This window comes from Comamonas jiangduensis, assembly GCF_030162955.1.
GTDB classification, from domain to species: Bacteria; Pseudomonadota; Gammaproteobacteria; order Burkholderiales; family Burkholderiaceae_C; genus Comamonas; species Comamonas jiangduensis.
In genome coordinates, this window is the sequence record NZ_JARXOV010000007.1 from 19,069 (window position 1) to 39,674 (window position 20,606).

Annotated in this window: 22 protein-coding genes and 4 tRNA genes; 19 read left to right on the plus strand and 7 right to left on the minus strand. The window is 60.4% G+C overall.

Annotated elements, in window-relative coordinates:
- Nucleotides 1-118 precede the first annotated feature (118 nt).
- The 5 genes from mfd to QEP12_RS07375 all read left to right on the plus strand — a co-directional run bounded on the left by mfd (nt 119) and on the right by QEP12_RS07375 (nt 6,323).
- A complete protein-coding gene (mfd, locus tag QEP12_RS07355) occupies nt 119-3,592 on the plus strand; it encodes a transcription-repair coupling factor (RefSeq protein ID WP_284213843.1) in 3,474 nt (1,157 codons plus the stop codon).
- Nucleotides 3,593-3,736: 144 nt separating this feature from the next.
- Nucleotides 3,737-4,396, plus strand: coding sequence for a hypothetical protein (locus QEP12_RS07360; RefSeq protein WP_284213844.1), 660 nt, complete (start codon nt 3,737-3,739; stop codon nt 4,394-4,396).
- A 97-nt stretch (nt 4,397-4,493) separates the two neighbouring features.
- Nucleotides 4,494-4,649 carry a hypothetical protein gene (locus QEP12_RS07365; protein WP_284213845.1) on the plus strand — a complete coding sequence of 52 codons (156 nt, stop codon included), beginning with the start codon at nt 4,494-4,496 and terminating at the stop codon, nt 4,647-4,649.
- Nucleotides 4,650-4,760: 111 nt separating this feature from the next.
- Nucleotides 4,761-5,471, plus strand: coding sequence for a phosphoserine phosphatase SerB (gene serB, locus QEP12_RS07370; RefSeq protein ID WP_284213846.1), 711 nt, complete (start codon nt 4,761-4,763; stop codon nt 5,469-5,471).
- Nucleotides 5,472-5,837: 366 nt separating this feature from the next.
- Nucleotides 5,838-6,323, plus strand: a complete 486-nt coding sequence (locus QEP12_RS07375; protein WP_284213847.1) for an ABC transporter substrate-binding protein — start codon at nt 5,838-5,840, stop codon at nt 6,321-6,323.
- A 100-nt stretch (nt 6,324-6,423) separates the two neighbouring features.
- Here QEP12_RS07375 and QEP12_RS07380 read toward each other — a convergent pair whose 3' ends face one another.
- Nucleotides 6,424-6,639: a DUF3820 family protein gene (locus QEP12_RS07380; protein ID WP_174862702.1), complete on the minus strand. Its 216-nt coding sequence runs from the start codon at nt 6,637-6,639 to the stop codon at nt 6,424-6,426.
- Nucleotides 6,640-6,816: 177 nt separating this feature from the next.
- On the opposite strand from QEP12_RS07380, the gene QEP12_RS07385 reads away from it, so the two are divergent.
- Together QEP12_RS07385 and QEP12_RS07390 are read left to right on the plus strand one after the other, a co-directional pair.
- Complete coding sequence (locus tag QEP12_RS07385) at nt 6,817-7,602, plus strand: MetQ/NlpA family ABC transporter substrate-binding protein (RefSeq protein WP_284213848.1); 786 nt, start codon at nt 6,817-6,819, stop codon at nt 7,600-7,602.
- Between the two features lie 232 nt (nt 7,603-7,834).
- Complete coding sequence (locus tag QEP12_RS07390; protein WP_174862700.1) at nt 7,835-8,143, plus strand: hypothetical protein; 309 nt, start codon at nt 7,835-7,837, stop codon at nt 8,141-8,143.
- 88 nt (nt 8,144-8,231) lie between these two features.
- Here QEP12_RS07390 and QEP12_RS07395 read toward each other — a convergent pair whose 3' ends face one another.
- Nucleotides 8,232-8,876, minus strand: coding sequence for a LysE/ArgO family amino acid transporter (locus QEP12_RS07395; RefSeq protein WP_174862701.1), 645 nt, complete (start codon nt 8,874-8,876; stop codon nt 8,232-8,234).
- Nucleotides 8,877-8,946: 70 nt separating this feature from the next.
- Here QEP12_RS07395 and QEP12_RS07400 point away from each other — a divergent pair, with 70 nt between their 5' ends.
- Complete coding sequence (locus QEP12_RS07400) at nt 8,947-9,864, plus strand: HTH-type transcriptional regulator ArgP (RefSeq protein ID WP_284213849.1); 918 nt, start codon at nt 8,947-8,949, stop codon at nt 9,862-9,864.
- Nucleotides 9,865-9,953: 89 nt separating this feature from the next.
- Here the strand turns inward: QEP12_RS07400 and QEP12_RS07405 are convergent, their stop codons facing one another.
- Nucleotides 9,954-10,415: a DUF2721 domain-containing protein gene (locus QEP12_RS07405; protein WP_284213850.1), complete on the minus strand. Its 462-nt coding sequence runs from the start codon at nt 10,413-10,415 to the stop codon at nt 9,954-9,956.
- Nucleotides 10,416-10,621: 206 nt separating this feature from the next.
- On the opposite strand from QEP12_RS07405, the gene QEP12_RS07410 reads away from it, so the two are divergent.
- From QEP12_RS07410 to QEP12_RS07435, 6 genes are all read left to right on the plus strand, one after another.
- Nucleotides 10,622-10,792 carry a DUF3149 domain-containing protein gene (locus QEP12_RS07410; RefSeq protein WP_174862703.1) on the plus strand — a complete coding sequence of 57 codons (171 nt, stop codon included), beginning with the start codon at nt 10,622-10,624 and terminating at the stop codon, nt 10,790-10,792.
- Nucleotides 10,793-11,034: 242 nt separating this feature from the next.
- Nucleotides 11,035-11,469: a YbaN family protein gene (locus tag QEP12_RS07415; protein WP_174862704.1), complete on the plus strand. Its 435-nt coding sequence runs from the start codon at nt 11,035-11,037 to the stop codon at nt 11,467-11,469.
- Between the two features lie 73 nt (nt 11,470-11,542).
- Nucleotides 11,543-11,618: transfer RNA gene (locus QEP12_RS07420), tRNA-Asn, on the plus strand.
- A 40-nt stretch (nt 11,619-11,658) separates the two neighbouring features.
- A tRNA-Asn gene (locus tag QEP12_RS07425) sits at nt 11,659-11,734 on the plus strand.
- Nucleotides 11,735-11,780: 46 nt separating this feature from the next.
- Nucleotides 11,781-11,856, plus strand: a tRNA-Asn gene (locus QEP12_RS07430).
- 45 nt (nt 11,857-11,901) lie between these two features.
- Nucleotides 11,902-11,977 (plus strand) — tRNA-Asn (locus QEP12_RS07435).
- Between the two features lie 63 nt (nt 11,978-12,040).
- Here QEP12_RS07435 and QEP12_RS07440 read toward each other — a convergent pair.
- The gene (locus QEP12_RS07440) at nt 12,041-12,364 is read right to left on the minus strand and encodes a hypothetical protein (RefSeq protein ID WP_284213851.1); all 324 of its coding nucleotides are present in this window, start codon (nt 12,362-12,364) and stop codon (nt 12,041-12,043) included.
- A 204-nt stretch (nt 12,365-12,568) separates the two neighbouring features.
- On the opposite strand from QEP12_RS07440, the gene aat reads away from it, so the two are divergent.
- The 3 genes from aat (at nt 12,569) to QEP12_RS07455 (ending at nt 14,953) form a co-directional block, all read left to right on the plus strand.
- Nucleotides 12,569-13,306, plus strand: a complete 738-nt coding sequence (gene aat / locus QEP12_RS07445) for a leucyl/phenylalanyl-tRNA--protein transferase (protein WP_174862706.1) — start codon at nt 12,569-12,571, stop codon at nt 13,304-13,306.
- A 22-nt stretch (nt 13,307-13,328) separates the two neighbouring features.
- Entirely contained in the window at nt 13,329-14,063 is a 735-nt protein-coding gene (locus tag QEP12_RS07450) for an arginyltransferase (protein ID WP_174862707.1), read from the plus strand.
- Between the two features lie 95 nt (nt 14,064-14,158).
- The gene (locus QEP12_RS07455) at nt 14,159-14,953 is read left to right on the plus strand and encodes an IclR family transcriptional regulator (RefSeq protein WP_174862708.1); all 795 of its coding nucleotides are present in this window, start codon (nt 14,159-14,161) and stop codon (nt 14,951-14,953) included.
- Between the two features lie 116 nt (nt 14,954-15,069).
- Here QEP12_RS07455 and QEP12_RS07460 read toward each other — a convergent pair whose 3' ends face one another.
- Complete coding sequence (locus tag QEP12_RS07460) at nt 15,070-16,140, minus strand: linear amide C-N hydrolase (protein ID WP_174862709.1); 1,071 nt, start codon at nt 16,138-16,140, stop codon at nt 15,070-15,072.
- A 121-nt stretch (nt 16,141-16,261) separates the two neighbouring features.
- Here QEP12_RS07460 and QEP12_RS07465 point away from each other — a divergent pair, with 121 nt between their 5' ends.
- Nucleotides 16,262-17,026, plus strand: a complete 765-nt coding sequence (locus QEP12_RS07465) for a hypothetical protein (protein ID WP_284213852.1) — start codon at nt 16,262-16,264, stop codon at nt 17,024-17,026.
- 78 nt (nt 17,027-17,104) lie between these two features.
- On the opposite strand, the gene QEP12_RS07470 is transcribed toward QEP12_RS07465, so the two are convergent.
- Nucleotides 17,105-17,797: an HAD family hydrolase gene (locus QEP12_RS07470; RefSeq protein WP_284213853.1), complete on the minus strand. Its 693-nt coding sequence runs from the start codon at nt 17,795-17,797 to the stop codon at nt 17,105-17,107.
- 250 nt (nt 17,798-18,047) lie between these two features.
- A complete protein-coding gene (locus QEP12_RS07475) occupies nt 18,048-18,494 on the minus strand; it encodes a MerR family transcriptional regulator (protein WP_219164247.1) in 447 nt (148 codons plus the stop codon).
- A gap of 41 nt (nt 18,495-18,535) precedes the next feature.
- On the opposite strand from QEP12_RS07475, the gene QEP12_RS07480 reads away from it, so the two are divergent.
- Nucleotides 18,536-20,560: a heavy metal translocating P-type ATPase gene (locus QEP12_RS07480; protein WP_284213854.1), complete on the plus strand. Its 2,025-nt coding sequence runs from the start codon at nt 18,536-18,538 to the stop codon at nt 20,558-20,560.
- Nucleotides 20,561-20,606: the final 46 nt, after the last annotated feature.

Genomic DNA, 20,606 nt, shown 5'->3' on the forward strand with positions numbered 1-20,606 from the left:
ATCCGGCATCGTTCAGGAAATGGCGTGCCTGTCGGCCATGGCACAGCATGGCTGCGTGCCGTACATATTGGCGCTTTTTTGCAGGCATTGCGCCTGCCGCATCAGGATTTCTGGCCCCATGGATTTGCCCAAACTCTCGCCCGGTAAACGTTTTTCTTGGCCCACGCCCGTAGGCAGCGCCGATGCCCTGCTGTTGGCACGCCTGGCTGCACGCGAGAAATCGGCGGGCCGCATCACCGCCATCGTCACCGCTGACGCCAGCGATGCCCAGCGCCTGATTGATGAGATGGCGTTTTTTGCGCCCCAGCTGCGCACCGCCTTGTTCCCGGACTGGGAAACGCTGCCCTACGACACCTTCTCGCCGCACCAGGACCTGATCAGCGAGCGCTTGGCCACGCTGTGGCGCATCCGCCAGCGTGACCACGCCCACGGTGCCGATGTGGTGCTGGTGCCCGCGACCACGGCGCTGTACCGACTGGCACCGCCGTCGTTCCTGGCTGGCTATACCTTCGAGTTCAAGCAGGGGCAAAAGCTCGATGAAGCCAAGCTCAAGGCGCAGCTGACGCTGGCGGGCTACCAGCATGTCTCGCAGGTGGTGAGCCATGGTGAATACGCCGTGCGCGGCGGGCTGATTGACCTGTTCCCCATGGGCTCGGACGTGCCTTACCGCGTGGACCTGTTTGACGACGAGATCGACTCCATCCGCGTGTTTGACCCGGACAGCCAGCGCAGCCTGGACACAGTCCAAGAAGTGCGCCTGCTGCCCGGGCGCGAATTCCCCATGGACGAAGACGCGCGCGCCAAGTTCCGCAGCCGCTGGCGCGAGCTGCTGGAGGGCGACCCCACACGCAGCCGCATCTACAAAGACATGGGCGCGGGCGTGGCCACCGCTGGTATTGAGTACTACCTGCCGCTGTTCTTTGACGACACCGCCACCGTCTTTGACTATCTGGGAGACGACGCCACGCTGGTGCTGCACGGCGATCTGGAGCCAGCCTTTCACCGCTTTTGGCAAGACACCAAGGAGCGCTACCGCCTGGTGCAAGGCGACCCCGAGCGCCCCGCGCTGCCGCCCGAGTCGCTGTTTTTGAGCGCCGACCAGTTCTACACCACGGCCAAGCCCTACCCACAGCTGGCCATGCGCCCCGGCGTGGAAGATGTGCAAGACAGCGCCATCTTCCAGAAGCTGCCTGACCTTTCCGTGGTGCGCGGCGCCGATGACCCGCTGCAGCGCCTGCAGCAGCACGTGCAAAGCGCCCAACGCCGCGTGCTGATCTTGGCCGAAAGCGATGGCCGCCGCGAAAGCCTGCTGGACTTTTTGCGCTCTTCACAGCTGAGCCCGCCAGCCTTTGATTCGTTGTTTGAGTTCCAAAGCAAAGCCCACGAACCGCTGGGTATTGCCACCTCCAACCTGATGCGCGGCTTTGCCTGGATCGAGGCCGGCATCGACTTTGTCACCGAGACCGAGCTGTTCGCCACCACCGGCACCACGCGCCGCCGCAAGAAACAGGAGCAGGTCAGCGACGTGGACGCGCTGATCAAGGACCTGTCCGAGCTGAAGGTCGGCGACCCGGTGGTGCACAGCCAGCACGGCATCGGCCGCTACCACGGCCTGGTCAACATGGACGTGGGCCAGAAGAACGCCGATGGCACACCGGCGCTGCAGGAGTTCCTGCACCTGGAATACGCCAAGGACGCGGTGCTGTACGTGCCCGTCAGCCAGCTGCACCACATCAGCCGCTACACCGGCGTCACGCCCGAATCGGCGCCGCTGCACAGCCTGGGCAGCGGCCAGTGGGAAAAGGCCAAGCGCAAGGCGGCCGAGCAGGTGCGCGATGCGGCCGCCGAGCTGCTGAACATCTATGCCCGGCGCGCGGCGCGCCAGGGCCACGCCTTCCGCCTGAGTGCGCAGGACTACGAGCAGTTCGCCCAGGACTTCGGCTTTGAGGAAACCGCCGACCAGAAGGCCGCCATCCACGCCGTGATCCACGACATGGTCAGCCCCCAGCCCATGGACCGCCTGGTCTGCGGCGACGTGGGCTTTGGCAAGACCGAGGTCGCCCTGCGCGCCGCCTTTGTGGCCGCCATGGGCGGCAAGCAGGTGGCCTTTCTGGCACCCACCACACTGCTGGCCGAGCAGCACTACCAGACGCTGGTCGACCGTTTTGCCAAGTGGCCCGTGCGGATTGCGGAAGTCTCGCGCTTTCGCACCACCAAGGAGGTCAACGCGGCGCTGCAAGGCCTGGGCGAGGGGTCGGTGGACATCGTCGTCGGCACGCACAAGCTGCTGTCCAGCTCGGTCAAGTTCAAGGACCTGGGCCTGCTCATCATCGACGAGGAGCACCGCTTTGGCGTGCGCCACAAGGAGGCCATGAAGGCCCTGCGCGCCGAGGTGGACGTGCTGACGCTGACCGCCACCCCGATCCCGCGCACCATGGGCATGGCACTGGAGGGGCTGCGGGATTTATCGGTGATCGCGACCGCGCCGCAACGGCGCCTTGCTATCAAAACTTTTGTGCGCAGCGAAAGCCAGGGCGTGATCCGCGAGGCCGTGCTGCGGGAGCTCAAGCGCGGTGGCCAGTGCTACTTCCTGCACAACGAGGTGGAAACCATCGAGAACCGCCGCCAGGCGCTGGAGGAAATCCTGCCCGAGGCGCGCATCGCCGTGGCCCACGGCCAGATGCCCGAGCGCGAGCTGGAAAAGGTGATGCGCGACTTCGTGGCGCAGCGCTTCAACATCCTGCTGTGCTCGACCATCATCGAGACCGGTATCGACGTGCCCAGCGCCAACACCATCGTCATCAGCCGTGCCGACAAGTTCGGCCTGGCCCAGCTGCACCAGCTGCGCGGCCGCGTGGGCCGCAGCCACCACCAGGCCTATGCCTACCTGATGGTGCCGGACATTGAAGGCCTGACCAAGCAGGCCCAGCAGCGCCTGGACGCCATCCAGCAGATGGAGGAACTGGGCAGCGGCTTCTACCTGGCCATGCACGACCTGGAAATCCGCGGCGCCGGCGAGGTGCTGGGCGAGAACCAGAGCGGCAACATGATGGAAATCGGCTTTCAGCTCTACAACGAGATGCTGGCCGAGGCCGTGCGCAGCCTCAAGGCGGGCAAAGAGCCCGACCTGCTGTCGCCCATGGCGGCTACCACCGAGATCAACCTGCACGCCCCGGCCCTGCTGCCCAACGACTACTGCGGCGATGTGCACCTGCGCCTGTCGTTCTACAAAAAGCTGGCCACCGCCAAAACCACGGACCAGATCGACAACCTGCTGGAAGAAATTGTGGACCGCTTTGGCAAGCTGCCCGCCCAGGCACAGACCTTGATCGACACCCACCGCCTGCGCGTGCTGTGCGAGCCCTATGGCGTGGTCAAGGTGGATGCGGCACCGGGGGTGATCAACATCACCTTCAAGCCCAACCCGCCGGTTGAGCCCATGCAGATCATCAGCCTGATTCAGAAGAACAAGCACATCAAACTGGCCGGCAACGACAAGCTGCGCATTGAGCGCGAGTTGCCTGACCCCAAGGCGCGCGCCCAGATGGTGCGCGACATCTTGCGCAGCTTGGGCACGCCCAGCAAGGCTTAAGCACGCTGGCGCGCACTGCCAATGCCCGCCCAGCGCGCAGGAGAGGTGCGAAGTAGGCGCAGCAAGCGGCAGGCTTGATACAGCTCAAGCCCGCCCCGCACCAGCGGGCGCACTCAGTGGGCAGCCAGCGCGCACAATTGCCGCATGCTGGATGCATCTCTCCTTCTCGTCGCCCTGATGGCTGCCTTGGCCCTGCGCCCCTGGCAATTGCTGCGCAACCGCAAAGCCCTGGTCACCCAAGACCATGGCGACAGCAGCCCGCTGTGGACCCCGCTCTTGGCCACCGTGGTGGTCTTGCCATGGCTGTGGGCGCTACCCACGCTGCACCAGATGCCGCTGCAGCTGCAATGGTCGGGCGCTTGTTTGGTCATGATGTGCCTGGGCTGGCCGCTGGCCGTGCCCGCGCTGTGCGTGGTCGGCGCGATGGCCTGCGTGCTCTCCCCAGGTTTGGGCGCAGAAGAAGCGCTGCGCCTGACCGTATGGCACGGCATCGTGCCTGCTACGTTCGCCATGCTCTGGGGCGCATTGCTGCGCCGTTGGCTGGGCACCAAGGTGTTTGTCTATATTTTTGGCCGAGGCTTTGTGGGCACGGTGCTGAGCTTGTTTGCGTCCGGCATGCTGTCTGCAGCCTTGGGGCATGAGCTGCCCGGCGTGAATGAAGACCTCTCCACCATCGCCCGCTGGCTCATGGCATGGGGAGATGCGGTGGTCACCGGCATGATGTGTGCGGTATTTGTGGCCTACAAGCCTGAATGGCTGGCGACGTGGTCAGACGACTTGTATTTATATGGGAAAAAGGGCTGAGCCCTTAGCCAGACTTACGCTTGTAGCTACCAATTCTGAAGGGCCTGCTGGCGCCCGCCAACACCCCCGCCGACATCGTCGCCCAGCTGAAGCTGCCGTGCACCAAGCCTTGCAAGGCGATATTCAGGCCAAGCTGGCCAGCAGCGGTATGGAGCCTGCGCCCTCCACGCCCGCGGCCTTGAAAGCCACCATCGCTGCAGACATTGCCGTGCACGCCGAATTGGTCAAAGCCGCGGGCATCCAGCCCCAGTAATGACCGATTGCGCCTCGCAGTCCTGCGAGAGCCGCGATAATCTCCCGCAGCCCCGGCCGCCGCCTTCGGTGCCGGGGCTGCTTTGCAACCCCCTTGTCGCTATCCGAGTCCATGCCTGCCACCGAATTCGCCCCCGGTCTAACCATCCAGAACACCACCGCCCCGCAAAAGCTCAGCGACTACAAGTTGATGGCTTTTGACATGGACTCCACGCTCATCACCATCGAGTGCATTGACGAGATTGCTGACGTGACGGGCAAAAAAGCCGAAGTGGCCGCGATTACCGAAGCCACCATGCGCGGTGAAATCACTGACTTCAAAGACAGCCTGCGCCAACGCGTGGGCAAACTGGTGGGCGTGACCGAGGCCGACATGGCCCGCGTGCTGGCCGAGCGCCTGCGCCTGACCCCCGGGGCCGAAAAGCTGGTCAAAACCGCACAAGCTGCTGGCCTGAAGGTGCTGCTGGTCTCAGGTGGCTTTACCTACTTTGCAGAACATGTGCGCGGCCTGTTGGGCATCGACTTTGTGCGTGCCAACGTGCTGGAGATGCAAGACGGCGTAGTGACCGGCGGCCTGATCGAACAGACATGGGGCGATATCTGTGATGGCGCCGAAAAGCGCCGCACGTTGCTGGAAGTGGCCAGCCTGCTGGGCATTGCACCATCGCAATGCATTGCCGTGGGTGATGGCAGCAACGACATCCCCATGATGCAAGCCGCTGGCCTGTCGGTGGCCTACCACGCCAAGCCCCGCGTGCGCGCAGAGGCCAACATCTGCATCAACGAAGGGGGACTGGATCGCCTGCTGGAAATTCTGCAATAGCCAGCCATCCACCGCTGTCCATTGCTGCAGCCTCCGGCTGCACACCGCACGCATCAGAAAAAGTAGCTGCTTGCGCTGACTGCAAAAGGCTTTGAGATAGATAACTATCAAAAAACCTTTGTATTCAAGCGCTTGCAGCTATTTTTTTATCCAACCCCGTGCCTAGGCCTTAGAATTTATCGCGCACACCCATAACGCAATATTCCAAGGTGTGCGCTCTGCAGGCACCGCCGCATTCCCGATCAACGGGAACTTGTGGCTTGAAATCTGCCTCTCATCCCCCATGTACCACCCAACAGCACGCACTGCTGCGTGCTGCGGTTCTTACATGACCCTTCAATTGAAATCCTTTATTCAGGAACCTCAGTGAAAACATCTTTTCGCACCACCGCTTCTGTGATCGCCGTAACTGTTGCTGCTTTGGCTGCCCCTTCGCTGGCCCACGCTAAGCGCATGGGTGGTGGCAAGTCGGTGCGCCCCGCTGCCATCAACAAAGCCCCCGCCAAGCCTGCAACCCCTGCAGCGCCTACGGCAGCAGCAACACCCGCTCCAGCCGCACCTGCAGCCGCTGCCGCACCTGCCGCTGCACCCGTGGCAGCCGCACGTCCTGCAGGCTCAGGCCTGATGGGCACCATGGCAGCTACCGCTGCGGGCGCCGTCGTAGGCACCGTGGCTGGCAACGCCATCGCTGGTGCTTTCAGCGGTGACGATGCTGCCGCCAAGGCAGACGCCGCAGCCAAGGCCAAGGCCGCAGAAGAAGCCAAGGCCGCCGAAGCCGAAGCTGCTGCACTGCAAAAGAAGCTGGACGAAGCCAAGGCCAAGGCCGAAGCAGCACGCGCTGCCGCCATGTAATTCACACGGCACGCGCTGGCATCCAACGCCCCACAGGTTTGCGCCGTGGGGCGTTTTGCATTACCGCCCCAGCACAGCCCCAGCGCCAGCCACGTTCGCGCTAACGCTGCATGCGCAAAGGCGCCAGCAAGTCTTTGAGGCCGTTGTGATCCAGCTCATGCATCAGCTGCAGCAGCTGGCCGATCTCCCCAGCGGGGAAGCCCTCACGCGCAAACCACGCCAGATAGTTACCGGGCAAATCACAGAGCAGCATGTCTTTGTGTTTGCCAAACGGCATGCGGGTGCGCACCAGCTTTTCCAAGTCTTCAGGCTGCACAGACACTCCAAAACGCAATAAATTGCATAAAAACCACTTTCTTTATAACCAAATTATGAAAAATTACTTAGCGGACTGCAGCACCAAGATTACACTTGCCCCACACCCTGAAGCCGCAATCGGTGCGCACAGGGCTGAGACAACACAGCACTGAACTGTTATTTGAACGGAATCAATATGTTGAAGAAGACCCTGACCGCCGTAGCCATTGCCACTTTGGCTTTGTCTGCCCAAGCCGCTGACGTTCTGAAAGTGGCTGCCACTGCCGTGCCCCACGCAGAAATCCTGAACTTCATCAAGCCCCAGCTCAAGGCGGACGGCATTGACTTGCAAGTCAAGGAATTCAGCGACTACGTGCAGCCCAACGCTGCCGTGGAAGACAAGCAGCTGGACGCCAACTTCTTTCAGCACCAGCCGTACCTAGACAGCTACAACAAAGACCGCAAGACCAGCTTGGTGCAAGTGCCCAACGGCAAGGTGCACGTAGAGCCCTTTGGTGCCTACTCCAACAAAGTCAAAAACGTGGCTGAGCTCAAGAGCGGCGCCACAGTGGCCATCCCCAACGATCCCTCCAACGGTGGGCGCGCTCTGCTGCTGCTGGCCAAGCAAGGTCTGATTGAGCTCAAAGACCCCAGCAACCTGACCGCTACTGCGCTGGACGTGGTCAAGAACCCAAAGAAGCTGAAGTTCAAGGAACTGGAAGCACCTTTGCTGCCCCGCGCCCTGGCCGACGTGGACCTGGCGCTGATCAACACCAACTACGCGATTGAAGCCAAGCTCAACCCCACCAAGGATGCGCTGTTCATCGAAGGTGCAGATTCGCCCTACACCAACATCGTGGCCGCTCGCAAGGACCGCGCTGATGGTGCTGACATTGCCAAACTGATGAAGGCCCTGCATTCGCCAGAGACCAAAAAGTTCATCATCGAGAAGTACAAGGGCGCTGTCGTTCCTGCCTTCTAATACGTAACTGCCAACGTGCTGTATGACGGGTGCTGTGCCCGCACGGCACTCCACAAAAAAGCGCTACTTCGGTAGCGCTTTTTTTATCCCGTATCAGCACTGTTTACAACAGTTCGCAAGCCCTAGCCCGAGCAATTTGCTTCTACATGTACAAATTTTGGCCTTGCTGCGGCATGATGCATGCCCACAGCAGATACGCATTGCACCTTGTTTATTTAACCGGATCATCTTTATGAGCGATAACGCGTCCATCCCCATGGAAAAAGCCATCACCGTCGGTCTCAGCGAAGTTACCTTGGCACGCACCTTGGAGCTGTTTGCTGCACACCTGTCCAGTGGCAGTGACCGTGTTTTGAATTTCCGTGGCGACCTGGCCGAGCGCTATAACTACGACAAGATCAAACCCGCCATGAAGCCCGCCCAATCGCAAGGCAATGTGGTGTTCATTGAGGCGGTCAGTCAAAAAACGGGCGAAACCGCGCACTACCAAATTCTGGCCAACCAGTGGAAGCTGCTGGAAGTGCTGGCACGCCTGAACTAAGCGCTTTCGCTGGCTCCACCTTGCAAAAAGCCCGTCGCCATGTGCTACGGGCTTTTTTGATAGCGGCACCCCAAGCTCAGACTCAAATTCAAATTGCTTCCGGCAAGCCTTGCCATACCCAGTAGGCCAGAGCCAACATCATCACGCCCGTCAGGCCATCCAGAACGCGCCATGCCATAGGCTTGGCAAAAATACCGCGCATGCGCTGTGCTGCAAAACTGAGCAAACCAAACCACACCAGGCTGGCGCAGGCAGCACCCAGCACAAACATCCACTTCAAATGACCTTCTTGGCGCGCGCCAATTGAGCCGACCAAAACCACCGTATCCAGATACACATGGGGGTTGAACAAGGTAATCACCGCCAATGCGCTGAGCACCCCCAGCAAGCCACGGGGCGCAACTTGCGTGCTGTCTGCAACCACCGAAGCATCGGGTGCCAGCCACATGCGCCACAGCGCAAAGCTGCCGTAGCCCAACAAAAACAGCACCCCACCCCAGCCCAGCCACCGCGCCACATCGGGCTGGCTGCTGAGCAATTGCGCCATACCGGCCACACCCAGGCCAATCAATAAGGCGTCAGAGACCACGCACCACGCCACGCAAGCGCGCACATGCTGGCCGCGCACCGCCTGTTTGAGCACATACAGGTTTTGCGCACCAATCGAAATAATGAGCGACAGGCACACGGTAAACCCAGCCAGCCACGAAGCAGTAATGTTTGCAGTCCACATGCCCGCAATTGTCGAAGGGCGAAGAACATAAGTAAAATTAAACAATCTCAATCAAATTAAGTTTTACTACATGCTCGACTACGCTGGGTTGGAAGCTTTGGCCGCCGTGCTGCGCGAAGGCAGCTTTGACCGTGCCGCGCGCAAGCTGCACGTCACGCCTTCCGCCATTTCACAGCGCATCAAACTGCTGGAAGAGCGTGTGGGGCAAGTGCTGGTCATGCGCGGCACGCCCTGCACCGGCACCGAAGCGGGACGGCGCCTGTGTCTGCATGTGGAGCAGGTCGCCCTGCTGGAAAACGAATTGCGCCGCGCCAACCCCGAGCTGGTGCCTGAAGGGCAGGTTGCACGCCCCACCCTCAAGCTGGCCGTCAATGCAGACTCACTCAATAGCTGGTTTGTGGATGCCATGGCCGCCTTCACCCAGGGCGGCAATGAGTTGCTGGACATCAGCATTGATGACCAAGACCACACGGCCAAGCGCATCAAAGAAGGCGAAGTGATGGCGGCAGTCACCGCATCGTCCAGTCACATCACCGGCTGCAACATCTGGCCCCTGGCCAATATGCACTACGTGGCCGCCGCCAGCCCGGCCTTTATAGCGCGCTACTTTGGCGATGCAGGCATCACGGCCCATACCCTCGCACAAGCGCCGATGCTGACCTATGGCCGCAAAGACGCCATGCAAGACAAGTGGCTGCAGCAACAAGGCGTCACTGCGCGGCACATGCCACCGCGCCACTGGGTGCCTTCGGCCCATGCCTTCATTCGCGCCTGCGAAGCCCATATCGCCTGGGGCATGCACCCCACCGTGCTTATCCAGGACCATCTCAAAGATGGCCGGTTGGTGGAGCTGCTGCCAGGCACCGGCATTTCCGTGCCGCTGTACTGGGCCCATGCGCGCAACGCGCAGACGGGGCTGGAGCGGCTGACCCAATGCGTGATTGGTGCCGCCCAGTCGTGGCTGGACCCCATCGACCCCAAAAACTGAATGGCGGGGCATGCATCGCATACAAAAAGGAGGCTCTACAGCCTCCTTTTTTCTGATCCATGCGCACACTGCACTTGTGTGCTTCAGGTTCAGTGCCGCATTTTCCGGTCCATCTCCAGCACATTGAAATTCAGCAAATCCGTGGCCAACACCGTCTCCCACATAAAGCAGGCCAGCGCGGCAATAAAAGAAACCACCCCAGCCAAAAACGAAAACACCGCCACATGGTGCCCTTGCTCGGCCACCCATGCCTGTCCAATGAACAGAAACACAATCGTCAGCCCAATCAAGAACCCGCACAGCGTGAGCAAACCAATCGACCAGTTGGCAATACGACCACGCTTGCGCAGATAGTTCAGCTCCATCAATCCGCGCTGGATGAACTCCTCATCGGTGCTGGCGCGTACACGGTCTTCCATCACACGCGCCCGGTCAATGATGCGCGCCAGCCGCCCAGCCACGGCGCTGATCATGCCTGCCACGGCCGTCAAAAAGAACACGGGAGCTACAGCCAATTGCACACTGTGCGTGACGCTGGAGGGGTCGATCATCTGTCGTTATCCATTCAAAAATAAAAGCTTGCTACCGCTGATCGGCAACGCAGCGATGGTATGCAAAAAACCGCCTCGCCAGACCCTTGCTCTAACGCAAACCGCGCAGCCGCGCACCTTGATGTGTCGCAAACGCCAGATGCCCCCCACCCCTGATAGTGGACGTACTTTTACTCACCCATGACTGATTGCGGAGGATGTTTGCTATGAAGATGCTCACCGATTTGATCTCCACAGACTACGGCCTGATGAGCCTGATTGTGATCTTGATCGTTATCGCCATGTGGATTTACTTCACCGTGCTCTTTATGGGCAAGATCAGCAAAAGCAGCCCCGCTGCAGACAAAAAGCCCAGCGCTACGCCTGCGAGAAATTAATCCACGCTGGTGCTGCCTGCTGTTGTCGTAAGGCCTGCTTTGCAGGCCTTTTTTCTGCCCGCCTCCCAAGCACAGCGCCATCTTGCTATGAAGATATCAATAGCAGCCAGCGCTCATCAGTCATTGCTTTCACTACCAAAACCATTGGAAAGCTATGAATCACAGGCGCTGAAAGCTCTGTTTTTCAAAGTGCTTGCCCATAACCATCGTCTGCACCTGGGCGCTACGGGCACAATCACGCCATGTCCTTGCCCGCCAAGCCTGAAGTACCACCACCGCATGCCGCCATGCCCATTCCTGCCGTGGCGCGCCGTTGGTACACGCGCTGGCTGCTGCGGGGGCTGGCCGCGCTTTCTTTGCTGATGGGCGTTGCGGGCGTGTTTATTCCAGGCTTGCCTACCACCGTCTTTATCTTGATTGCAGGCTGGGCTGCCATGCGCAGTTCACCGCGCATGCATGCCTGGCTGTGGAACCACCGCCTGTTTGGCCCCATGCTGCAAAACTGGCATGCAGGGGGCTGTGTCAGCCGCCGCGCCAAACGCAGCGCTGCCGCCATGATGGGCGTATGCGCGGTTGTGCTCTGGTTCACCCCCACCCCCATGTGGTTACGCATCATGGCCAGCGGTTGCATGGCGGCGGTTTTGCTCTGGCTGTGGCTGCGGCCCGAACCTGCATAAGCCCCACCTGCTTCTCTTTTTTGAGGCAACTTTCCAAAGCGCCAAAAATCCATGTATATAATCTAGGTCTTGTTCCCTGATAGCTCAGTCGGTAGAGCGACGGACTGTTAATCCGCAGGTCCCTGGTTCGAGCCCAGGTCGGGGAGCCAACAAGATTTTTAGTTTTGCGCTGCAAAACTTACCGAGTATTCCCTGATAGCTCAGTCGGTAGAGCGACGGACTGTTAATCCGCAGGTCCCTGGTTCGAGCCCAGGTCGGGGAGCCAAAATTGTCGCCTTGCAATTTCAAAAAACAAGGCAATACCGCAATATTCCCTGATAGCTCAGTCGGTAGAGCGACGGACTGTTAATCCGCAGGTCCCTGGTTCGAGCCCAGGTCGGGGAGCCAAAATTGTCGCCTTGCAATTTCAAAAACAAGGCAATACCGCAATATTCCCTGATAGCTCAGTCGGTAGAGCGACGGACTGTTAATCCGCAGGTCCCTGGTTCGAGCCCAGGTCGGGGAGCCACATAAAAAGCCAAGCATTGCAAAATGCTTGGCTTTTTTCTTGTGCGCTGCCAGCAAGCAGCCCTCATGCAGCGCGCACAATGCCAACCGAAGTCTTATCTTTAGGCAGTGCTTGTTTGCGCGAGGGCTCTAGACGACCATGCGCCGCATGCTTGGCTGGAGGCGCCTCATGCACAGGCTCCATGACTTCCACACCATTTTTTTTCGCCTCCCAGGTCGCGATCTCTTGCTCCAGGCGACGCGCGCGCTCAGCGTACATGTCTGCGGAAGCCTGGTAGTGCTCCGCCGCCATGGAATGCTCCAGCATTGCCATGCGTGCTTCTTCCAGATAGGCACGCGCACGGCGGATGTAGCGTGGCTCCGTACCAAAAAAACCCATAGACAACATGATTCCACCTCCTTCATCCGCATCTGCCGGAGCCAGCATCACATAATGCCGCCGAAGATACTGATGCAACCATAGCCATGATCCATCGCACCATTTGTCCCCATAGGACAGTGTTGGATGTAGGAGTGGCACTGGCCGCACCGCCCAAGCCGATGGGTGAGGCACTGCGAGCAAACCCAAATTCATATTTTTTTGATACCAACAATGCAAGCACCACCCCTGATTTGGCTGGATGCCGATGATGATTTCCCCCCTGTAGACCTTGCCTGGGGGGAAGACTCCCCCATGCCCGGTTTGCTGGCGGCAGGCGGGGTGCTGGATGCTCCCCATTTGCAGGCAGCCTACCAGCGCGGCATTTTTCCGTGGTTCAGCCCCGGGCAGCCTAATTTATGGTGGTCACCCGATCCGCGCATGGTGCTCAAGACCAGCGATTTTCGCCTGCATCCCTCGCTGCGCAAAACCGTGCGCAAGTTCATACGCATGCCCGGCTATGAGGTGCGTATTGACACCAGCTTTCGACAAGTCATTACCCACTGCGCCAACACACCCCGTGCGGGGCAAAACGGCACCTGGATCGTGCCTGAGATCCTGGAGGCATACTGCGACTTGCACGCGCAGGGCCTGGCACACAGCGTGGAGACGTGGGTCAACAACGAATTGGTGGGCGGCTTATATTGCATAGCCCTTGGGCAGGCTGTGTATGGTGAATCCATGTTTGCCCATGCAACCGATGCATCCAAGGTCGCGCTGGCGGCGCTGGTGGGGCTGTGCCGCCACCACGGAGCCACACAAATCGACTGCCAGCAAGCCACCGCCCATTTGGCCTCCCTGGGTGCGCGTGAACAGTCCCGCGCAGACTTTCTGACTGAAGCAGCTCGCCAGCAGCAGCAGCCCGCCATGGACTGGAATTTCCGCCCCGTATACTGGGACACGCTTTGCTGAAGACTCTGAAGTTCCGTACCGCATGACACAGCTCAACGACCTGCCGCACTACAGCCTGCAGTTCTATGCCACTGCGCCCTACCCCTGTAGCTACCTGCCCCAGCAAGAGGCTCGCTCACAGGTCGCAGCGCCCAGTCATTTGATCCGGGCAGAGGTGTACTCTGCCTTGGTTAGCCAGGGCTTTCGCCGCAGCGGTTTATTTACCTACCGCCCGTATTGCAGCCACTGCAGTGCCTGTCAGCCGCTGCGCGTGCTCACGCAGGCATACCAGCCCACGCGCAGCCAGCGCCGCGCACGAAAGCAGCATGCAGAGCTTGAGATCAGCGTGCAGCGCCTGCACTTTTCGCAAGAGCATTACGACCTGTACCAGCGCTACCAGCACGCACGCCACAGCGGCGGCGGCATGGACCAAGACAACGTCGAGCAGTACACCCAGTTCCTGCTGCAAAGCCGTGTGGAGACACGTTTGGTCGAGTTTCGCGATCCCCATGCCAACAACGCGTTGCGCATGGTGTCCATCATTGACTGTCTGGAAGACGGCCTGTCTGCGGTCTACACCTTCTACGAACCCGACCCGAGCGCCAGCTACGGCACCTTCAATGTGCTGTGGCAAATTGCATTTGCACGCAGCATGGGGCTGCCTTATGTGTACCTTGGCTACTGGATCGAGCAGTCGCCCAATATGCGCTACAAGGCGCAATTTCATCCCCATGAGGTTTTACGCGACAACTTGTGGCATCGCGTCGACAAAACCTGAAGAGATCGATTGAAGGGGGCTATCCACACCAAAGATGTGTGTCACGCCGACCAGTGGCGGCTAGAATCCGCCCATCTGAGAGACTGGGATTCCACATGAAGAAAAATGATCAAGACGTACCCGCCAAACCCAGTGTTCAAGTGCTGGAGCGCATGTTTGTCCTGATCGACGTACTGGCATCACGCGAAGAGGCTGTGTCTTTGAAAGACATCAGCGAAAAAACCGGCCTGCACCCTTCCACAGCACACCGCATTTTGAACGACTTGGCCGCAGGCCGTTTTGTGGACCGCCCCGAATCTGGCAGCTACCGCCTTGGCATGCGCCTGCTGGAATTGGGCAACTTGGTCAAAGCCCGCCTGAGCGTGCGCGAAACCGCCTTGCCCGCCATGCGCCTGCTGCACAAGCAAATCCAGCAACCCGTGAATTTGAGCGTGCGCCAAGGCGATGAAATCGTCTATGTTGAGCGCGCCTACAGCGAACGCTCCGGTATGCAGGTAGTACGTGCGATTGGCGGCCATGCGCCCCTGCACCTCACTTCGAACGGCAAGCTGTTTCTGGCGGCAGACGAGCCCCAGCGTGTGCGTGCCTACGCCATGCGCACGGGTTTGGCAGGCAACACCCACAACAGCCTGACCCAGTTGCCCATGCTGGAGCGCGAACTGAGCAAAGCCCGCGAAACCGGCGTTGCCTACGACAACGAAGAGCTGGAACTGGGCGTGCGCTGCATGGCTGCAGGTATTTATGACGACCAGGCCAAGCTGATAGCCGCCCTGTCCATCTCCGCTCCCGCCGACCGTCTGGATGAAGGCTGGCTGCCCAAGCTGCAAAGCACAGCTTTTGAAATCTCTCAAGCCCTGGGTTTTCGCGGTGCACCGCCCGTAACACGCTAACGCCCAGCCAGCGGCTCCCTCCTCACCACAGCCCGCCTTGTGCGGGCTGAATGTTTTTCATTAGGTTATAGAAACCAAGGCTGGTTCACGGTGCACCGACACAAGCTTGCAACCACTTAAATGCCCAAAAATTGAAAGGGCACAGCAGGCTTGAAGGCGGGTGTTGCGTTGCCTGCGTAGGTATGGCTTTGATCTGCACCCAGATCCAGTTTCAGCACCTTGCCACTTTGTGGACTGAAATCCAGCGCATTCAGATCCACCCAGAAGGTATTGGGCGTTAGAGCGGACTCAAAGAAATACAGCTTGCGCTGGTGATCGAACACCGTGCGCCAGCGGGTCGATGAGATATTTGGCTGCCCGGGCGTGCTGATGCCATAAGGCACCGAGACATTGCGAATCACGCTGAATACGCTGGCCAAATTTTTGTTCGGACTCTGGTCTTTGGGAATGGCATTCACATAAAACGATGCGCGCGCAAAGCGGTCGGCTGCACGGTTGGTACCCGGCAACATGGTGGTGCCACCGATCTGCTGCCAATAGGTATTGAGTGCAAGCTGCTCCTCAAAAATCGGAGAATTGGTCATGACTTGGTAATCACGGCTGTGGTGAATCACCTGCTTGCCACCAATGTATTCCAGGATGGCGCTATCACCGCTGGCATCCGACATGGACAGGTGCAGCGTAGTCAGTCGATTTTCGCCCGGCACGTTATCTGAAACGATGGTAAAGGGCTGCGTTTTGAGTACATCCACCGCCTCTTGTACCGTGGCAAAGTTGTCCAGCACGTACTGCGCCCATGCGGCAATCGTCAGCCCCGGCTTGCTGTTGGCATCAAAGACCGGATATTCCGACTCCACCAACCACAGCAAATTGGCATTGAGGCCCGCCTCATTCACACCATCGGTCGTAGAAATGTCGTAACCCGAGGTGATGACGCTGCCGTATTTGGAGGTCCAGCGGATGGTGTGCTGGCCGGTCTGCCCGGTGCGCGCCATGCCTCGCGGCAGCACCCACAGATTGCTGACGATGTCGCTCTTCCAGTCCATCGAGCGCGCCGTCACAACCTGCCCATCGGCGCCATGAAACACCAGCCTGGTGCAGGCCCAAGCACTGGAGGCTGCTGCGGCCCCTGTAATAAGCAAAAGTGCCGCCAATTGTGGGCGAATATGCGGAAATTTCAGGGTCATTCAACCTCCTGCAGAGAAATAGGGAAACAGCGCAGATCGCCGATCTATAGAGCGGGAATGCCAGATGCGCCGCATGACAAGCCATCAGTAATATAGCGATGACACATTATTGACTTTTGCCATGAAAAAACTGCCGTATCCCTTTGGCTTGACGCTCAAAAGCACCATCCTTTGCGGCGCTGTCCTTGCTTTGCATGGCCCAGCCACTGCGCAAACAGCTTCACCTGAGGCATGGCGTTTTCAGCTCACCCCCTATGTCTGGATGACCGGACTGGATGGGCACATCAAGCCCTTGCGGGGAGCGCCTGCTGCGCATGTGGAGCAATCGTTTTCCGATATTCTGGAAAATCTGGACGCTGCGTTCTTTGTGTCCGGCACAGCGCGCCAAGGGCGCTGGGTGTTGCATGGGGATGCCAGCCATGCGTCTGCGTCCCGCTCTGCGGCCTTGCCTCTGGGCCTTTCTGCCCGCGCCAAGGTGCGCCAAACCTCCGTGACATTGACTGGGGGCTACAACTGGCAGTGGGCCAAGCAATCCAGTGTGGATTTTTTGGCTGGCGCACGCCTGTGGGATATTGACGCCTCAGTCACCCTACCTGGCATCGCCGCTGTGCAGTCCAGCACTTCTTTTGTCGACCCCGTGGTTGCGGTGCGCTGGCGCTACGACTTTGCACCCCAGTGGTCTTCGCTGGTTTACGTGGATACCGGGGGATGGGGAGTGGGCTCCGACGCCACGTGGCAGATGCTGGGCACCATCAATTACCAGTGGCGAGAAAATATTCACTTTTCGCTGGGCTATCGCCACTTGCAGGTCAATTACCGCAATCACGGCAAGCAGCTGGACTTCAGCCAAGGCGGGCCGCTGGTGGGCGCCACCTTCCAGTTTTAAACACATTGCGGCGCAGCATGGCGCGTGAAGGCATGCTGCCACCACCACCACCGCACGCGCCTTTGCGCGGCCTGCGCTTTATGCAGGCGCAAATGCCAGTTCGCTGTACTGCGTAAACGACAGCACTTGCGCAAACTCCCGCACCCGCTCGGTGCCAAAGCCCGATTTGAACCAGACAAACCGCACGCCTGCAGCTTCGGCGCAACCTGCATCGGCGTGCGTATCGCCAAAAAACACCGTATCTTGCGCGCTGACTTTCAGGTAGGAGAGGGTGTGGAACAAAGGCTCTGGCGCAGGTTTGGCCACACCGCAGCTGTCGCGCCCGGTGACTACCTCAAACAGGTGCAAAATGCCCGCGGCCTCCAGCCCCTTGAGTGCCAGCGCATGCTGTTTGTTGGTACACACTGCCAGCTTAATGCCGCGCGCCTGGGCGGTTTGCAGCCAGTCCAGCACGCCGTCATACAAAGGCGCAGCACCAGAAGGCTGCGCCGCGTAAAAGCGCTCGAACAGCGCCCCCGCTTCGGCGCGGCCGCCCGGCGGCACGGGCACACCGCGCTCGTGCAGCACATCCAGCATCAAGTCTGCGGCCGTACCAAACATATTGGGCATGTGGTAGCCCTCTGGCAGCGGCGCGTGGCCCAGATGCACCAGCGCATGGCTGGCCGCTTGCACGATCACATATTCGGTGTTGAGCAAGGTGCCGTCCATATCAAACACCATGGCACGCACACCACGCCAGTCAAAACTGGAGATTCCATCTTTGCTATGCATGCTGCCATTGTTGCCGCAACGGTGACTTTGCAGTGACAAGCCGCACAAAAGCGCAAGGATGTCACCCGCACGCTTACCCGCAAAAAAATATAGCTGCTAGCGCTTTTAAAACAAGCACTTCAAGCTTTTTTATGCTTCAAAGCTTGATTGACTAAGCGCTGATAGCTCTCTTTTTATTGCATCGCCTTGCCTGCGGATGGGTGAAGCCTCCCCGCCCCCAAGCGATGCGCACGGGCCTTAGAGCACGCTGTTAGACATGACGCTTGACATGCGAGCCGGGCTCGGGCGGCAAGCTGGCATCGGCCTGTGCATGCAAGGCGGCAATCAGATTGCAACGCGGCTGCTGGCCATCGCACACCGCTTTGAGGGATTGCAACTCTTTCTCCAGCGCGCGCAGCTCTTTCAAGCGCTGGCGCACATGGTGCAAGTGCGCTTCAATCGTGGCCGCCGCCGCGTGGCAATCGTCGGGCTTGCGACCGTCCAGCGCCAGCAAAGTGCGCACTTCATCCAGCGACATATCCATCGCCCGGCACATCCGGATAAAGCGCAGCCGGTGCAAATCTGCCTCACCGTAAAAGCGGTAGTCGTTGTCGTGGCGGGCAGCGGGTGCCAGCAGCCCTTCTTTTTCGTAGTAACGGATATTGACCGCCGACACGCCCGTGCGTTTGGCTGCCTCCCCTATGCGCAGTGCTGTCATGGGCTTGACCTTCAAGTGACTTTCAACATTCCAATCATGGCATGGACACCAAACACACGCACTCGCCCTGCTGCTCACCCGCAGCCTCCAAAGCGCATGCGCACTCTGACCATGATGGGCACAAGCACGATCATGCAGCGCACAGCCACGCAGACGACCATGACCACGGCGTGCTGCCGGGCTGGCCCCGCATCGGCGCTGCACTGGTCATGGCACTGCTGGCTGAAGCCTCGCACTGGCTCGCCCCGCAGATCCCCGCGCTCGAATATGCAGGCATGGCGCTGGCCGTGGTGGCGATTGGCCTGTCGGGCTTGGGCGTGTACCAAGCGGGGCTCAAAAGCCTGGCTCACCTGCAACTGGGCATTCATGCACTGATGGCCGTGGCCGTGACTGGCGCCTTCCTGATTGGCCAGTGGCCCGAAGCTGCCATGGTGATGGCGCTGTACGCCGCTGCCGAGCGCATTGAAGACCAGGCCATGGACCGTGCCCGCCTGGCCATTCGCAACCTGCTGGGCCTGGCACCCGACACCGCCGAAGTGCTGCAGCCCGACGGCAGCAGCCACACCCAGCCCACCGCCAAGGTGCCCACTGGTGCCACCGTGCGCGTGCCCCCCGGCGCCCGCATTCCGCTGGATGGGACCATCACCGCTGGCCACAGCAGCGTCAACCAGGCCCCCATCACTGGCGAAAGCGTGCCCGTGGACAAAACCCTGGGCGACAGCGTGTGGGCAGGCAGCATCAACCAGCAGGCCGAGTTGCAAGTGCAAGTCACGGCCGCCACCGCCGACTCCATGCTGGCGCGCATCGTCAAAGCCGTGGAACAGGCCCAAGCCCGCAAAGCGCCCACCCAGCGTTTTGTTGACCGCTTTGCCGCCATCTACACGCCCATCGTGATGGTGCTGGCGATGGCGCTGGCCGTGCTGGCCCCGCTGCTGCTGGGCTGGGCGTGGCTGGATGCGCTGTACCAAGCCTTGGCCCTGCTGGTGATTGCCTGCCCATGTGCGCTGGTGCTGTCCACGCCCGTCACCGTGGTCAGCGCCTTGACAGCAGCAGCGCGTCATGGCGTGCTGCTCAAAGGTGGCAGCGTGCTGGAGTCTGCACGCCATCTGCGCACCATCGCGCTGGACAAAACCGGCACCCTCACCACCGGCCAGCCTGCGCTGGTGGCCTGGGAGGTGCTCGACAACGCCACTACCTCCCAAGCCGATGCGGCCTTGCTGGCGTGGCAGATGGCCTCGCGTTCTACCCACCCCGTCTCTCACGCGATTGCCCAAGGTCTGCATGCCGAAGGGCTGAGCGCCTCGCCCGTCCAAGACCTGCAAGCGCTGCCCGGGCGCGGCGTGCAGGCGCGCATTCACGGCGCTACCTACTACCTGGTCAACCTGCGCTGGGCCCAGGAAAACGGACTGACCAGCCCCGACCTGCAAGCCGCCGTGCACGCCCACAGCAGCCTGGGCCGCAGCATCAGCTTGCTGGCCACCAGCAGCCACGTACTGGCCCTGTTTGCCGTGGCCGACACGCTGCGCCCGCAAGCCCGGCAGGCCGTCCAGCAACTGCAAGCCATGGGCATTGCACCCGTGGTGCTCAGCGGCGACCACCCCGATGCGGTGCGGGCCATGGCCGCCCAGGCGGGCATCACCCAGGCCGAAGGTGGCCTGCTGCCCGAAGACAAACTGCAGCGCCTGCATGCACTGCAAGCCCATGGTGCCGTGGGCATGGTGGGCGATGGCATCAACGACGCCCCCGCCCTGGCCCAAGCCAACATCGGCTTTGCCATGGGCGGTGCGCACAGCACCGGCATGGCCATGGAGACAGCCGATGTGGTGCTCATGCATGACGACCTGCGTCGCATCCCCGACACCATTGCGCTGTCGCAGCGCGCCCATCGCGTGCTGTGGCAAAACATTGGGCTGGCGCTGGGTATCAAAGCCGGGTTCTTTGCGCTGGCTGTCAGCGGCCACGCCAGCATGTGGCTGGCCGTGCTGGCCGATATGGGCGTGAGCCTGCTGGTGGTGGCCAACGGTTTGCGCCTGCGCCGCACGGCACACAAAAAACCCGCCGTTTAAGCAGGCAGACTGCATAATCTGTGCGCCGCAAAACCACGCCGCGCAC

Bases quoted from the DNA above. Each gene is read 5' to 3' on its own strand.
- mfd (WP_284213843.1), top strand. From the start codon at position 119: ATGGATTTGCCCAAACTCTCGCCCGGTAAACGTTTTTCTTGGCCCACG.
- QEP12_RS07360 (WP_284213844.1), top strand. From the start codon at position 3,737: ATGCTGGATGCATCTCTCCTTCTCGTCGCCCTGATGGCTGCCTTGGCC.
- serB (WP_284213846.1), top strand. From the start codon at position 4,761: ATGCCTGCCACCGAATTCGCCCCCGGTCTAACCATCCAGAACACCACC.
- QEP12_RS07385 (WP_284213848.1), top strand. From the start codon at position 6,817: ATGTTGAAGAAGACCCTGACCGCCGTAGCCATTGCCACTTTGGCTTTG.
- QEP12_RS07390 (WP_174862700.1), top strand. From the start codon at position 7,835: ATGAGCGATAACGCGTCCATCCCCATGGAAAAAGCCATCACCGTCGGT.
- QEP12_RS07395 (WP_174862701.1), bottom strand. From the start codon at position 8,876: ATGTGGACTGCAAACATTACTGCTTCGTGGCTGGCTGGGTTTACCGTG.
- QEP12_RS07400 (WP_284213849.1), top strand. From the start codon at position 8,947: ATGCTCGACTACGCTGGGTTGGAAGCTTTGGCCGCCGTGCTGCGCGAA.
- QEP12_RS07405 (WP_284213850.1), bottom strand. From the start codon at position 10,415: ATGATCGACCCCTCCAGCGTCACGCACAGTGTGCAATTGGCTGTAGCT.
- QEP12_RS07410 (WP_174862703.1), top strand. From the start codon at position 10,622: ATGAAGATGCTCACCGATTTGATCTCCACAGACTACGGCCTGATGAGC.
- QEP12_RS07415 (WP_174862704.1), top strand. From the start codon at position 11,035: ATGTCCTTGCCCGCCAAGCCTGAAGTACCACCACCGCATGCCGCCATG.
- QEP12_RS07440 (WP_284213851.1), bottom strand. From the start codon at position 12,364: ATGTTGTCTATGGGTTTTTTTGGTACGGAGCCACGCTACATCCGCCGT.
- aat (WP_174862706.1), top strand. From the start codon at position 12,569: ATGCAAGCACCACCCCTGATTTGGCTGGATGCCGATGATGATTTCCCC.
- QEP12_RS07450 (WP_174862707.1), top strand. From the start codon at position 13,329: ATGACACAGCTCAACGACCTGCCGCACTACAGCCTGCAGTTCTATGCC.
- QEP12_RS07455 (WP_174862708.1), top strand. From the start codon at position 14,159: ATGAAGAAAAATGATCAAGACGTACCCGCCAAACCCAGTGTTCAAGTG.
- QEP12_RS07460 (WP_174862709.1), bottom strand. From the start codon at position 16,140: ATGACCCTGAAATTTCCGCATATTCGCCCACAATTGGCGGCACTTTTG.
- QEP12_RS07465 (WP_284213852.1), top strand. From the start codon at position 16,262: ATGAAAAAACTGCCGTATCCCTTTGGCTTGACGCTCAAAAGCACCATC.
- QEP12_RS07470 (WP_284213853.1), bottom strand. From the start codon at position 17,797: ATGCATAGCAAAGATGGAATCTCCAGTTTTGACTGGCGTGGTGTGCGT.
- QEP12_RS07475 (WP_219164247.1), bottom strand. From the start codon at position 18,494: ATGACAGCACTGCGCATAGGGGAGGCAGCCAAACGCACGGGCGTGTCG.
- QEP12_RS07480 (WP_284213854.1), top strand. From the start codon at position 18,536: ATGGACACCAAACACACGCACTCGCCCTGCTGCTCACCCGCAGCCTCC.